This is a genomic window from Phenylobacterium sp. CCH9-H3, from assembly GCF_001557235.1.
Lineage (GTDB): Bacteria > Pseudomonadota > Alphaproteobacteria > Caulobacterales > Caulobacteraceae > Phenylobacterium.
Map to the genome: position 1 here is coordinate 15,228 of NZ_LSJI01000077.1, position 12,874 is coordinate 28,101.

A 12,874-nucleotide genomic window follows, 5' to 3' on the forward strand; every position below is an offset into this window, starting at 1 on the left:
CGTTCGGAAACTCAGATTTAGTCGACGCGAGCCTAGCCGATGCTAAAGCCGCCGCATCCTCCGGCGTGACCACGATTCGCCTTAGCACAAAGGAAGCCCGAGCCACATGTGCGGCATCATCGGCATCGTCGGCGCCAAGCCAGTCCAGGAACGGCTGATCGAGAGCCTGAAGCGGCTGGAGTACCGCGGCTACGATTCCGCCGGCATCGCTGCCGTCGTCGGCGGGAAGGTCCAGCGCTGCCGGGCCGAGGGGAAGATCCGCGCGCTGGAGGACGTGCTGGCCGCCGAGCCGCTAGCGGCCACCGTCGGCATCGGCCACACCCGCTGGGCGACCCACGGCGCCCCGTCCTTGCGCAACGCCCACCCGCACACCCAGGGCCGCGTGACGTTGGTCCACAACGGCATCATCGAGAACTACGCCGAACTGCGCGAGCGGCTGCAGGCGGCCGGCCGCGCGTTCGAGAGCGAGACCGACACCGAAGTCATCGCCGCCCTGCTGGACAGCGAGCTGGCCACCGGCCTCGACCCCGTCGCCGCCCTGAAGGCGACCCTGGACCAGCTCAGCGGCGCCTATGCGCTGGGCGTGCTGGTCGAGGGCGAGGAGGGCCTGATCATGGGCGCCCGCCGCGGCAGCCCGCTGGTGGTAGGCTATGGGGACGGTGAGATGTTCATCGGCTCGGACGCGCTCGCGGTCGGCCCGTTCACGAACCGGGTCTGCTACCTGGACGAGGGCGATTTCGTCGCCATCACCCATGGCGAGGCCAGGATCTTCGACCACACCGGCCGGCCGGCGGAACGCCCCGTGCGCACGGTGCCCGCCTCCGCCGCCCTGGTGGAAAAGGGCAACTATCGCCACTTCATGGAAAAGGAGATTCACGACCAGCCCGAGGGGTGCCAGCACACCATCGCGGCCTATGTGAATACGCTTACGGCCCGCACCGCCATTCCGGGCAGCGTGGACTTCGCCGCCCTGGGCCGGATCCAGATCGTGGCCTGCGGCACCTCCTATATCGCCGGCCTGCTGGGCAAGTACCTGATAGAGCAGCTGGCCGGCCTGCCGGTGGACGTCGAGATCGCCTCGGAGTTTCGCTACCGCGAGCCGGCCCTGTCCGCGGACAGCCTGGTGATCGCCATGTCGCAGTCGGGCGAGACGGCCGACACCCTGGCCGCGCTCCGCTACTGCATGGCCAAGGGCATGAAGAGCGCCGCGGTGGTCAACGCCGCGGAGTCCACCATGGCCCGCGAGGTCGACGTGGTCTGGCCGATCCACTGCGGCCCGGAGATCGGCGTGGCCTCCACCAAGGCCTTCACCGCCCAGGTGAGCGTGCTGACCGCCCTGGCCGTGGCCGCCGCCAGCGCGCGAGGCCGCATCGAGGCGGCCGAGGAACAGCGGATGGTCCGGGTGCTGCTGGAGGCGCCGCGGCTGATCGCCGAGTCGATCGAGCTGGAGGACGCGGTCCGCAAGGTGGCGCTGGAGGTCTCCAAGGCGCGGGACGTCCTCTACCTGGGCCGCGGACCCATGTACCCGCTGGCCCTGGAGGGGGCGCTGAAGCTGAAGGAGATCAGCTACATCCACGCCGAGGGCTATGCCGCGGGCGAGTTGAAGCATGGTCCGATCGCCCTGGTGGACGAGCAGACGCCCATCGTGATCCTGGCGCCCTTCGACAGCTATTTCGAGAAGTCCGCCTCGAACATGAGCGAGGTCATGGCCCGCGGCGGCCAGGTGATCTTCATCACCGATCCGGAGGGCCAGAAGCACGCGCCTTCAGGCGCCCGGGTAGTGGTGACGGCGCCGCGTTGCGACCCGCTGATCGCGCCTTTGGTCTATTCCCCACCGATCCAGCTGCTGGCCTACCATGTGGCGGTCCAGAAGGGCGCCGACGTGGACCAACCCCGCAACCTCGCCAAGTCGGTGACGGTGGAATAGCGGGCGTCCCTCCATAGGGCAGGGACAAAGAAAAACGGCCGCCCCAGAGGGACGGCCGCTTCCAAGCGATCTCTTGGAGAGAAGGCTTACTTCTTTTCCGGCTCGGCGGCCGGCGGCGTGGCGGACATCGCGCCAGCGTCGGCGGGCGGCGTCGCAGCGGCATCGGCCGGCGGCGCGGCGGCATCGGCGGGCGGAGCAGCGGCCGGATCGGCAGCCGGAGCAGCAGCAGCGTCAGCCGCCGGGGCTTCGGCCGGAGCGGCTTCTTCTTTCTTTTGGCAGGCGGCGAGGCTCAGGGCCAGGACGCCAGCGGTGGCGACGGTCAGAATGCGAAGCTTCATTGAGTAGGCTCCCCGTGGGGTGAATCCCCGACGAGGCGACCCTACACAACTTCGTGCGATCTCAAAATCGTGATCGCGCCGCCGTCGCCAAAAATTCTCGCCCAGCCTCCGCAGAACGCATTAGGGATCGCAGATGAACATGCGGAGGAATTGATGGCGAAGCGCGTGAGGAAGGCCGTCCTGCCGGTGGCGGGGCTGGGCACCCGGGTCCTGCCGGGCGCCAAGACGACGCCGAAGAACCTTTTGAACGTCGTGGACCGCCCCATCCTCAGCTACATCGTCGAGGAAGGCCGGGCCGCCGGCATCGAGCACTTCGTGTTCATCGTCGGCCGCGGCCAGGGCGCCATCGAGGACTATTTCGACGCCAGCCCCGAGGTCGAGGGCATCCTGGAAGCCAAGGGCAAGACCGAGATCCTCGCCGACCTGCGCCGCGACCTGCCGCAGCCGGGCCAGATGAGCTTCATCCGCCAGATGGCGCCGCTGGGCCTGGGCCACGCGGTGTGGTGCGCGCGCGACGTGATCGGCGACGAGCCCTTCGCGGTGATGCTGCCGGACATGCTGATGATGGCCAAGCCCCCGGCCCTGGCCCAGGCGGTCGCCGCCTACGAACAGAAGGGCGGCAACATCGTGGTGGTCGAGCCTGCCCCCGAGGGCGAGGCCCACAAGTACGGCATCGTCGCCCTGGACGGGCAGGACGGGCGGCTGAATCGCATGACCGGCATGGTCGAAAAGCCCGCGCCCGGCACGGAGCCTTCCAACCTCTTCATCTCGGGTCGCTACGTCCTGCAGCCCGAGATCTTCAACATCCTGGAGACCCAGGAGCGGGGCGCCGGCGGGGAGATCCAGCTCACCGACGGCATGGCGGGCCTTATGAAGACCCAGGACTTCCATGCCCTGGAGTACGAAGGGACCACCTACGACTGCGGCGACAAGATCGGCCTGCTGCGCGCCAACGTCGCCTTCGCCCTCGCCCGCCCCGACCTGGCCGCCGACGCGCGCAAGGCCATCGCGGCCCTGCTGTAAGGACGGTGCGCCTCTTCCTCTTCGGCTACGGGTTTTCCGGCCGGGCGATGGCTCGGCGGATGGCCGCCAAGGGCTGGGAGGTGTTCGCCACCCACCGCGACGACGCCGGCGCGGCGCGCATCGCTGCGGACGGCCATCGCGCCGTGGACCTGGGCGACCGGGACGCGGTGACCGAGGCGCTGTCCCGCGCCAGCGCCCTCCTGGTCACCGCCCCGCCGGGTCCGCAGGGCTGTCCCGGGCTCAACAGCCTGGTCGGCCCGCTGGCCGAGGCCGGCGCTTTTCCGGACTGGATCGGCTATCTCTCCACCACCGGCGTGTACGGCGACCGCCGCGGCGGCTGGGTCACCGAGGAGAGCCGCCTGGCCGCCCAGTCGGTCGAGGGCGCGCGACGGGTCGGCGCCGAGCGGGACTGGTGGGAGGTCGGCCGAGGCATGGGCCTGACCGTCTGCGTCTTCCGCCTGCCGGGCATCTACGGGCCGGGCCGTTCGGCGTTCGACCGGCTGCGCGAGGGCCGCGCCCGCCGGATCGTCGCAGAGGGCCAGGTGTTCTCGCGCATCCACGTGGACGATCTGGCCGCCGGGCTCGAGGCCTCCATCGCCCGCCCCCGGGCCGGCGCCGCCTACAATCTCTGCGACGACGAGCCGGCGCCCAACAGCGAGGTCATCGCCCACGCGGCCCGCCTGCTCTGCCTGGAGCCGCCGCCCGAGGTCCGGCTGGAGGACGCCAACCTCACCCCCGCGGCGATGCGCTTCTATGCCGAAAGCAAGCGCGTCTCGAACGCCCGCGCCAAGGCCGAGCTGGGCTGGCGGCCGGCCTACCCGACCTATCGGGAAGGGTTGGCGGCGATACTTGCGGAAGAACGAGCCGCCTGACCCCGGGATGACAAGCGTGGAGGCGGCTAGCCCACCTCCTCCACCGCCGCGAGCAGGCGGGCGATGTCCTGTGGGCGGGACAGGCGGTGGTCGCCATCCTTGATCAGGGTGAACACCACATCGTCGCTCTTCAGGCCCTGGGCCAGCTCCAGGGCGTGGCGCCAGGGCACGTCGGGATCCTCGCCGCCTTGCAGGATCCGCACGGGGACCTGGATGGGGATCGGCTCGCCGCCCAGGATCGACCAGCGGGCGCCGTCCTCCAGCAGGTTGCGGCTGATCGGATAGGGATCGCCGTATTCGGACGGCCGCAGCCAGACTCCGTCGGCGGCCAGCGCCGCATGGCCTTCCGGCGGGATCTCGGGCGCCATCAGCTTTTCGGTGAAGTCCGGGGCGGGCGCGATCAGCACCATGGCCGCCACCCGCCGCGGCAGGGCCATGGCCGCCAGGCAGGCGATCCAGCCGCCCATGGACGAGCCCACCAGCACCAGCGGGCCGGCGGTCAGCTCGTTCAGTACTGCGATGGCGTCCTCGCGCCAGCGGGTGATCGTGCCGTCCGCGAAGTCGCCGGAAGACGCCCCGTGGCCGAAGTAGTCGAACCGGACATAGGCGCGTCCCTGCGCCAGGGCCCAGTCGGCCAGGGCCTGCGCCTTGGTCCCGGTCATGTCCGACTTGAAGCCGCCCAGCCAGACCACCGTGGGCCCGGCGCCCTCCACCAGCCGCCACGCCAGCCGCGCCCCGTCGGGCCGATCCAGGAAACCTTCGATCTCACTCATGCGTGACCCTTAGCAGGTGGGGGCAACTCAGTTTAGAGAGGGCCTCGTGTCCCTACCCTCCGATTTCACCCTGCTGCAGGTGGTCCCCGAACTGGAGACCGGCGGCGCGGAACAGAGCACGATCGAGGTGGCCAAGGCCGTGGTCCGCGCAGGCGGCACGGCCCTCGTGGCCACGCGCGGCGGGCGCATGGTCGCGCGCCTGGAGGCCGACGGCGGACGGCTGGCCCAGATGCCGGTACAGACCAAGAATCCGCTGGTGATGCTGGGCAACGCCGCGCGGCTGGTGACCCTGATCCGCCAGGAGAAGGTCTCGATTGTCCACGCCCGGAGCCGTGCGCCCGCCTTCTCGGCGCTCTGGGCGGCCAAGACGACGGGCACGCCGTTCGTCGCCACGTACCACGGGGTCTACAAGGCGCAGTCCGGGCTCAAGCGCTGGTACAATGCGATCATGACCCGCGGCGACCTGGTGATCGCCAACTCGGACTTCACGCGCGACCACGTGCTTTCGGAGCACCAGATCGATCCCGACAAGCTGGTCACGATACCGCGCGGCGTCGACTTCGAGCGGTTCGACCCGACCTTCGTCACGGCCAACCGGATCGAGGGGCTGCGCGCGGCCTGGGGCCTGGAGCCCAACGACCATCGCACTCAGATCCTGCTGGCGGGACGCGTCACCCGCATCAAGGGCCACCTGACGATCGTGGAGGCGGCGCGGCGGCTGGCCGCGACGGGACGGCGCGACTTCCAGATCCTGTTCGCCGGCGACCACCAGGGGCGGACGGGCTACGCCGCCGAGGTCCAGGCCGCCATCGACGCCGCGGGCCTGGGTGACGCCGTGAAGCTTGTCGGGCACTGCGACGACATGCCGGCCGCCTACCTGCTGGCCGACCTCGCCATTCTGCCCACCAACGTGCCCGAAAGCTTCGGCCGGGCGGCGGTGGAGCCGCAGGCCATGGGCCGGACCGTCATCGCCTCCAACCACGGCGGGGTCACAGAGACGGTGCTGGACGGCGTCACCGGCTGGCTGGCGCCGGTCGACGACCCCCAGGCCTGGGCCGACGCCCTCGCCCGCGCCATCGACCTGGGCCCGGCCAAGCGCCTGGAGATGGGCGAGGTGGGCCGCAAGCGCGCCCGGCAGCTCTATTCCGCCGACGCCATGTGCGACCAGACCCTCGCCGCCTACGAACGGGTGCTGGAGGCCCGCGCCTGATGCCCCGGCATGTGGAACGGATCCTGATCATCAAGCTGTCCGCCCTCGGCGACTTCGTCCTGGCGCTGGCGGCCATGAAGAAGATCCGCCAGGCTCACCCAAAGGCGCACATCACGCTCCTGACGACGCCGCCGTTCGAGGCCCTGGCGCGGATCTGCCCCTACTTCAACGCCGTGGACACCGGCGGCCGTCCCGAGAGCTTCCCGGAGTGGATGGCGCTCAGGCGGCGGATCAAGGGCGCGAACTACGCCCGGGTGTACGATCTGCAGACCTCGGCGCACTCCAGCCGGATCTTCCAACTCCTGCGCCCCGGGCCGCCGCCCTGGTCCGGGATCGCGTTCGGATGCTCCCTGCCGCACAAGAACCCGCTGCGGAACGGTATGCACACCCTGGAGCGGCAGGCCGACCAGCTGATGTACGCCGGCATCTGGGAGGACGCCCCCACCGAGCCCGGGACGGCGCCGCCGCCGGACCTGTCCTGGATCATGAAGTCGGCCCCGCCAGACCGGCCCGTGCCCGGCGCCAACAAGCCCCGCCCCTATGTGATCTTCGTGCCGGGCGGCTCGGCTCATCGGCCCGAGAAGCGCTGGCCGGTGGAGCGCTATTCCGAACTGGCCCGCATCCTCTATTCGCGCGGCTTCGACATCGTGGTGATCGGGGGGCCAGCCGAGTCTGACCTGGCCCACGTCATTCAGCGGGCCGTGCCGCGGGCGCGCGATCTCACCGGCCGCACGGACTTCGCCTCCGTCGCCCGGCTGGGGGCGAAGGCGGCGCTCGCGGTGGGCAACGACACCGGCCCCCTGCACCTGGCGGCAGCCGGCGGGGCCCCTACCATCGTGCTGTTCTCCAAGGCCTCCGACCCGGCCCTTTCGGCCCCGCGCGGCCGGGTGGCGATCCTGCGGGCCGAGAACCTGGCCGACCTGCCTGTGGCGCAAGTGGCGCAGGCGGCCAACTCTTTGGCCCCTACCCCCTCTGCCGCGCCTTGATACGACAGGCCCCGCGCGTCATATACTAGCCGTGACGACCGGAGCGCCCCGCGCCCGGCGTTTTTCGCGTTTCAACAGTCCGGAGCACTGCCTATTCGCCGTCCCATGCAAGCGCCGCCCGTCAAGGAAGGGCCGCGCATGAACGAAGATATCCGCGTCCCTCGGGTCCTGCTCATCGATCAGCACGGTGAGAAGCAGGGCGTCATGCCCACCTCCGCCGCCATCGAAGCCGCCGAGGAAGCGGGCCTCGATCTCGTGGAGATCGTCCCGAACGCGGATCCGCCCGTCTGCAAGATCCTGGACTACGGCAAGTTCAAATTCCAGGAACAGAAGAAGAAGAACGAGGCGCGCAAGCGGCAGAAGGTCGTAGAGATCAAGGAGATCAAGCTCCGGCCGAACATCGACACCCACGACTACGAGGTCAAGGCGAAGTCGATGCACCGCTTCTTCGAGGAAGGCGACAAGGTGAAGATCACCCTGCGCTTCCGGGGCCGCGAACTGGCCCACCCGGAACTGGGGATGAAGCTGCTCCAGAAGGTGAAGGCCGACTTCGAGCCCGTCGCCAAGGTGGAGTACGAGCCTCGCATGGAAGGCCGCCAGATGATCATGATCCTGGCCCCGCGATAGCGAGCGTCCGGTTGAAAGCCACGGCTTACGGAATTCTGAGCGCGGCCGCCCTTGGGGCGGCCGCTTTCGTTTCGCCGGCGCTCGCGGCCGACAAGCCGGATGCGCCGGCCGCGCCGTTCAAGATCGGCGAGGGGCTCTACTACGTGGGGTCCGTCGACTATGCGTCCTACCTGATCGCCACCCAGGCCGGCCTGATCGTGCTGGACGGCGGCAGCGCCGAGACCGGCAAGCAGATCGTGGCCAACATCCGCACGCTCGGCTTCGATCCGGCGAACGTGAAGGTGCTGCTCAACACCCACCAGCACTTCGACCACGCGGCCGGCCTGGCGGCGCTGAAGGCGGCCGCGCCCAGCGCGAAGCTCTACGCCAGCGCCGCCGACGGGCCGATCATCGCGGCGGGCGGCCGGGGCGATCCGTTCCTGAAGGGCGCGCGCTTCTACTACCAGCCCGTGCAGCCGGCCGTGATCCTGAAGGACAAGCAGAAGGTGACGCTCGGCGGCTGGACGCTGACCGCCCACGTCACCGGCGGACACACCAAGGGCTGCACCACCTGGACCTTCCCGGTCACCGTGGCCGGCAAGGTGCGCCAGGCCCTTGTGCACTGCTCCTCCTCGGTGCTGCCGGGCTACAAGCTGGGCAAGACCGAAACCTACCCCGGCCAAACCGCCGACTACCAACGCAGCTTCGCCACCTGGAAGACGCTGCCCTGCGAGGTCTTCCTGGGCTCGCACGCCAGGTTCTTCGGCCTGGCGAACAAGAAGAAGGCCCTCGACGCCGGCCACCTCGAGGCCTTCGTCGACCCGGCGGGCTGCAAGGCTTTCTACGGCCAGCAGGAAGCGGCCTTCCGCGCCGAACTGAAGCGGCAGAACCCCGAGCTCCCCGCTCGAGTGATGCGTGCGGGTGACGCCTCCGCCCGCCATCGACATTAGGTCGCGCCACGCGCTTGCCGCCCGCGCGCGGGCGTCCTAACACCGTTCACATGTCCGACGCCCCGCCGCGGCAGGCGACACCGTCTGCCATGGCGGCGCCGTCGCTGATCGCCGTGATCTTCATCAACATGCTGGGCTTCGGGATCATCGTCCCGTTGCTGCCCTTCTATGCCAAGTCGTTCGACGCCGAGCCCTGGCAGATCGCGCTGGTGTTCTCGGCCTATGCGGCGGGCGGCTTCTTCGGCGAGCCGTTCTGGGGACGGCTCTCGGACAAATACGGCCGCAAGCCGCTGCTGATCTCGACCCTGTGCGGCAACTTCCTCTGCTACCTGGCGCTGGCCTTCGCGCCGAACGTCTGGGCGGCGCTGGCGATCCGCTTCGTGGGCGGCCTGGCCAGCGGCAACGGCGCGGTGATCCAGGGCTACATCTCCGACGTCACGCCGCCCGAGAAGCGGCCGCGGGTGATGGGCTACATGGGCGCGGCCTGGAACGTCGGCCTGATCGTGGGCCCGTCGGTGGGCGGCCTGTTCGCCCACCCGGAGTCCGGCCCGATCGGCTTCCAGATCCCCCTGTTCATCTGTGCGGGGTTGTCGGCCTTGTCGGCGATCTCGATCGTGCTGTTCATACGCGAAAGCCGGGACCGCCAGCCCACCGTCACCGAGCGGCCCAACCGTTGGGCCGCCACAGGCGAGGCCATCCGCCATCCGGTGATCGGCCGGCTGATGCTGCTGACCTTCCTGGTGGGCTTCGCCTTCACCGGCATCGAATCCACCTTCGGCCTCTGGACCCAGGCGAAGTTCGGCTGGGGCCCGAAGGAGATCGGCCTCTGCTTCGCCTTCGTCGGCGTGGCCGCGGCCTTCACCCAGACCTTCATAACCGGGCCGATGGCCGAGCGCTTCGGTCCCGGCGCGATGCTGGCGGTGGGCATGGCCATCACCCTGGTCGGACAGGCGCTGCAGCCCTTGTCGTTCCATCCCGGGATGGTCATCGCGCTGATGTGCCTGACCGCCATCGGCCAGTCCGTGGCCTGGCCCAATGTCAGCGCCCTGATCTCGGAGACCGCGCCACCCGACCGCCAGGGACAGTACCTGGGCCTCAACAACGCCATGGGCGCGGCCGCGCGCGTGGCGGGGCCGTTCTGCGCCGGCCTCGCCTTCGCCAACGTCAGCCTGGACGGCCCCTTCATCCTGGGCGCTGTGATCGTCGCGCCTTCGATCTGGCTGGCCGTCATCGCCGCCCGCAGGGCCCAGGCCTGGCGACAGGCCCAGACCGGGAAGGCGCGGGAATGACGGACCTGCCGCCTACCCCCGAGCGCGCCATGGGCCCGGCAGAGGAGCGCCGGGCCCTCGTCATCCTGCTGGCGGTGATCTTCCTGATGATCGCCGGTTTCGGGCTGGTGATCCCCCTGCTGCCGTTCTTCGCCCAGGCGTTCGACGCGCCGGCCTGGCAGGTGACCCTCTTGTTCTCGGCCTTTTCGGTGGGCCAGTTCATAGGCGAGCCGTTCTGGGGAAAGCTGTCCGACCGGATCGGGCGACGCCCGGTGCTGATCGTCACCATCGCCATGGTGGGGCTGAGCTATGCCGCCCTGGCCTTCGCGCCGAACATCTGGGTCGCGTTCGGCCTGCGGTTCCTCACCGGCATCTTCGCCGGCAACATCTCCACTCTGCAGGGCGCCCTAGCCGACATCACCCCGCCCGAGAAGCGCGCCCAGCGCATGGGGATCATGGGCTCGGCGTTCAGCGCCGGCTTCATGACCGGCCCGGCCATCGGCGGCTTCCTGGCCCAGCCCAGCCGCGGCGCCCTGGGCTTCCAGCTACCCCTCCTGGTGGCGGCCGGCTTCGCGCTGGCGTCCGCCCTGGCGGTAATCCTGTTCGTGCGCGAAAGCCGTCCAGCCAACGCGGCGCCCCAGAAGCGGGTGCGCGCCGCGGGCCTGCGCGAAGGATTCGCCGACCCGATCATCAGCCGGGTGATCCTGGTCAGCTTCATCGTCGTGGTGGGCTTCGCCGGCATCGAGGCCACTTATGGCCTCTGGACCGAACAGCGCTTCGGCTGGGGGCCGCGCCAGATCGGCTTCGCCTTCATGGTCATCGGGCTCCTGGGCGCCGTCTGCCAGGGGTGGCTGTCGGGGCGCCTGGCGCGGGCCTATGGCGAAGCGCGCACGCTCACCGGCGGACTGGCCTTCATGGGGCTGGGCCTGGTCACGCAGGGCCTGTCGCCCACCTGGCACGTGGCCATGCTGGGCTTCGCCCTGGTCTGCCTGGGCCAATCCATCTGCTTTCCCAACATCAGCGCCCTGATTTCGCGCGCCGCGCCGCCTGACCGGCAAGGTGAGATGCTGGGCCTCAACATGAGCGGCATGGCGCTGGCCCGCATCGGCGGACCTGTTGTGGCCGGCCAGCTGTTCTCGCTGGTCGCCCCGGGAGCGCCCTTCGCCTTCTCCGCCCTGCTCATTTTGCCGGCGCTGTGGTTCGCCTGGGCGGTGATCCGGCGCACGCCGCGCTTGGCCTGACCGCAGGCTGGGCTATGGCGAGGGCCCAACCCTTCGAAGGACGCCCGCCATGATCCGAAGTGCTCTCCTCGCGGCCGCAAGCCTCGCGCTGGCGCCGCTCGCAGCCCAAGCCCAGACCGCCGTGACGCATGTTCCGTCGCCCCCGAGGCCCGGGACGAACGTGGCTCCGCCGTTCAGCGCCGCGGTGGTGGTCGGCGACACCGTCTACCTCTCGGGCAACACCGACGGCGGCGCGGCCCTGGGCGGCACGCCGGCCGACGCGGCGCGCCGGGTGATGGAGGGCATGAAGCGCAACGCCGAGGCGGCTGGCGTCACCCTGGACGACCTGGTCTCGGTGCAGGTGTTCTCCAGCAACCTCGACGACTATGCGGCCTTCAACGAGGTCTACCGGACCTACTTCAAGGGCCCGCTTCCGGCGCGCGCATACCTCGGCGCCGGACGCCTCCTGGGAGACGCCCGTTTCGAGATCATGGGGATCGCGGTCCGGAAGGCGAAGTAGGCCTAGATCTTCAGGTCGAGGACCAGGCCCTTGCCGACTTCCTTCGCCGACTGCGCCGCAACGGCCGTCTGGGTCAGCTCCGTGACCTTGGCGCTGCGCTCGGCGGCCTTGGCGTCCTGCTGAGGCTGCTCGTTCCGCACCGGAGGCGTGTAGGCGACGGGCGGTTGCGATGCGATCGAAGCCGCGGGGGTCGTGCTCGACATTCTCGTCTCCTCGGGCCGCTTTTCGCGACCGATGAACCAGCTTCTAGGAGATGTCGGGTAACCGACCTTTAAGAGATGGGGTAAATCCCGCGAAAGCATGGCGCGCCTTGCATTCCGCCCCCCTTTCGTCTACTAGCCCGCCCCTTCGGAACCGCCTGGCCCCAAGGCATGCCAGGGCGGTTCATCAACACGACCAGAGGACGGGACCTTCGGGGCCCGACGTGAAATGCCCAAACTGAAGACCAAGTCGGGCGTGAAGAAGCGCTTCAAGATGACGGCGTCCGGAAAGCTGAAGGCCGGCGTGGCCGGCAAGCGCCACCGCCTCATCAGCCACAACGCCAAGTACATCCGTCAGAACCGCGGCACCAAGGTGATGAGCGAAGCTGATACGAAAATTATCAAGCTCTGGCTCCCCTACGGCCTCTAAGGAGAACTGACAGATGGCACGCGTGAAACGCGGCGTGGTCGCCCACGCCAAGCACAAGAAGGTTCTCGAGCAAGCCAAGGGCTTCTACGGGCGCCGCAAGAACACCATCCGCACCGCCAAGGCGGCCGTGGACAAGGCCGGCCAGTACGCTTACCGCGACCGCAAGGTCCGCAAGCGCAACTTCCGCTCGCTGTGGATTCAGCGGATCAATGCGGCGGCGCGCCTGGAAGGCTTCACCTACTCGCAGTTTATTCACGGCCTTGAGAAGGCCGGGATCGAAATGGACCGCAAGGTCCTCGCCGACGTCGCCGGCGCCGATCCGACCGCTTTCAAGGCCATCGCCGACAAGGTTCGCGCCGCGCTGGCTTAAGGCCTGGGATCGTCTCGATCCTGACGCTTTCAAGAAGCCCTCCGGCCGAACCGCCGGGGGGCTTTTTGCTGCCTCGCTCCTCCCCCGCCCCGAAGAGAACGGGGGAGGTGGCGGCGAAGCCGACGGTGGGGGCGCGAGGCCCCAGGCACAGCGCTTCCGCCTGACGCCCCCTCCACCACTT

15 protein-coding genes are annotated in these 12,874 nt (G+C 69.4%); 12 read left to right on the forward strand and 3 right to left on the reverse strand.

What is annotated here, in order from left to right; all coding sequences use genetic code 11:
• The first annotated feature begins 106 nt into the window (after window positions 1-106).
• Window positions 107-1,927: a glutamine--fructose-6-phosphate transaminase (isomerizing) gene (gene glmS / locus AX721_RS06830; protein WP_068875263.1), complete on the forward strand. Its 1,821-nt coding sequence runs from the start codon at window positions 107-109 to the stop codon at window positions 1,925-1,927.
• 86 nt (window positions 1,928-2,013) lie between these two features.
• Here the strand turns inward: glmS and AX721_RS06835 are convergent, their stop codons facing one another.
• Window positions 2,014-2,265, reverse strand: coding sequence for a hypothetical protein (locus AX721_RS06835; protein ID WP_068875264.1), 252 nt, complete (start codon window positions 2,263-2,265; stop codon window positions 2,014-2,016).
• Between the two features lie 153 nt (window positions 2,266-2,418).
• On the opposite strand from AX721_RS06835, the gene AX721_RS06840 reads away from it, so the two are divergent.
• Together AX721_RS06840 and AX721_RS06845 are read left to right on the forward strand one after the other, a co-directional pair.
• Window positions 2,419-3,288, forward strand: coding sequence for a UTP--glucose-1-phosphate uridylyltransferase (locus AX721_RS06840; RefSeq protein WP_068875265.1), 870 nt, complete (start codon window positions 2,419-2,421; stop codon window positions 3,286-3,288).
• A 5-nt stretch (window positions 3,289-3,293) separates the two neighbouring features.
• Entirely contained in the window at window positions 3,294-4,160 is an 867-nt protein-coding gene (locus AX721_RS06845) for an SDR family oxidoreductase (RefSeq protein ID WP_068875266.1), read from the forward strand.
• 26 nt (window positions 4,161-4,186) lie between these two features.
• Here the strand turns inward: AX721_RS06845 and AX721_RS06850 are convergent, their stop codons facing one another.
• Window positions 4,187-4,933: an alpha/beta fold hydrolase gene (locus tag AX721_RS06850; protein WP_068875267.1), complete on the reverse strand. Its 747-nt coding sequence runs from the start codon at window positions 4,931-4,933 to the stop codon at window positions 4,187-4,189.
• A 46-nt stretch (window positions 4,934-4,979) separates the two neighbouring features.
• Here AX721_RS06850 and AX721_RS06855 point away from each other — a divergent pair, with 46 nt between their 5' ends.
• From AX721_RS06855 to AX721_RS06885, 7 genes are all read left to right on the forward strand, one after another.
• A complete protein-coding gene (locus AX721_RS06855; protein WP_231733376.1) occupies window positions 4,980-6,143 on the forward strand; it encodes a glycosyltransferase family 4 protein in 1,164 nt (387 codons plus the stop codon).
• Window positions 6,143-7,129, forward strand: coding sequence for a glycosyltransferase family 9 protein (locus tag AX721_RS06860; protein WP_068875268.1), 987 nt, complete (start codon window positions 6,143-6,145; stop codon window positions 7,127-7,129). Before AX721_RS06855 ends, AX721_RS06860 begins: the two co-directional genes overlap by 1 nt.
• A 105-nt stretch (window positions 7,130-7,234) precedes the next feature.
• Complete coding sequence (infC, locus tag AX721_RS06865; RefSeq protein ID WP_068875269.1) at window positions 7,235-7,756, forward strand: translation initiation factor IF-3; 522 nt, start codon at window positions 7,235-7,237, stop codon at window positions 7,754-7,756.
• Between the two features lie 11 nt (window positions 7,757-7,767).
• The gene (gene bla / locus AX721_RS06870) at window positions 7,768-8,685 is read left to right on the forward strand and encodes a subclass B3 metallo-beta-lactamase (protein ID WP_068875270.1); all 918 of its coding nucleotides are present in this window, start codon (window positions 7,768-7,770) and stop codon (window positions 8,683-8,685) included.
• Between the two features lie 50 nt (window positions 8,686-8,735).
• Window positions 8,736-9,974: an MFS transporter gene (locus AX721_RS06875; protein WP_082765659.1), complete on the forward strand. Its 1,239-nt coding sequence runs from the start codon at window positions 8,736-8,738 to the stop codon at window positions 9,972-9,974.
• The gene (locus AX721_RS06880) at window positions 9,971-11,194 is read left to right on the forward strand and encodes an MFS transporter (RefSeq protein WP_231733377.1); all 1,224 of its coding nucleotides are present in this window, start codon (window positions 9,971-9,973) and stop codon (window positions 11,192-11,194) included. The genes AX721_RS06875 and AX721_RS06880 overlap by 4 nt, the downstream gene beginning before the upstream one ends.
• Before the next feature lie 49 nt (window positions 11,195-11,243).
• Entirely contained in the window at window positions 11,244-11,693 is a 450-nt protein-coding gene (locus AX721_RS06885; protein ID WP_068875272.1) for a RidA family protein, read from the forward strand.
• Between the two features lie 2 nt (window positions 11,694-11,695).
• Here AX721_RS06885 and AX721_RS06890 read toward each other — a convergent pair whose 3' ends face one another.
• Window positions 11,696-11,896, reverse strand: a complete 201-nt coding sequence (locus tag AX721_RS06890) for a hypothetical protein (protein WP_068875273.1) — start codon at window positions 11,894-11,896, stop codon at window positions 11,696-11,698.
• A 226-nt stretch (window positions 11,897-12,122) separates the two neighbouring features.
• Between AX721_RS06890 and rpmI the strand changes: the two genes are divergently transcribed.
• On the forward strand, window positions 12,123-12,323 hold the full coding sequence (gene rpmI / locus AX721_RS06895) for a 50S ribosomal protein L35 (RefSeq protein ID WP_068875274.1): 201 nt from the start codon (window positions 12,123-12,125) through the stop codon (window positions 12,321-12,323).
• 13 nt (window positions 12,324-12,336) lie between these two features.
• A complete protein-coding gene (gene rplT / locus AX721_RS06900) occupies window positions 12,337-12,693 on the forward strand; it encodes a 50S ribosomal protein L20 (RefSeq protein WP_068875275.1) in 357 nt (118 codons plus the stop codon).
• Window positions 12,694-12,874 lie beyond the last annotated feature (181 nt).